This window comes from Paraburkholderia sp. SIMBA_030, assembly GCF_046535245.1.
In the GTDB taxonomy this organism is placed as follows: domain Bacteria; phylum Pseudomonadota; class Gammaproteobacteria; order Burkholderiales; family Burkholderiaceae; genus Paraburkholderia.
The window spans coordinates 1-262 of the sequence record NZ_JAWRXB010000834.1 but is presented as its reverse complement, the minus strand read 5'-3'; the positions used below and the strand labels follow the sequence as shown (position 1 = coordinate 262).

The following is a 262-nucleotide window of genomic DNA, read 5'->3' as shown; positions in this document are numbered from 1 at the left end:
CCGTCGTCGCCGTCATCGGCTGCCGAGGGCCGCACGATGTGATCGGGCTCGATGTCGCGATCGGGATGGAGCGTCGAATCGCCGTCGGCTGAAGCGCGCTCGCCGGTGCCGGCGCGGTCGGTGTCGCTGCCGAGCTCGGCTTCCCCGGTTTCGAGCGCGTGATTGTCCAGTTCAGTTTCGACGTCGAACTCGTGACGCTTCTCGCCGGCGACATCGCTGCCGCTATCGGACGAATCGCTCGGTCCCAACGTGCCCGTCGTGC

The 262-nt window shown here is 67.9% G+C and carries 1 protein-coding gene; it reads right to left on the bottom strand.

Translation table 11 applies throughout. The annotated features are described in order from the left end of the window. Nucleotides 1-262 (bottom strand): chemotaxis protein (locus SB772_RS42325; RefSeq protein WP_410838812.1); only part of this gene is annotated, 262 nt, incomplete at both ends.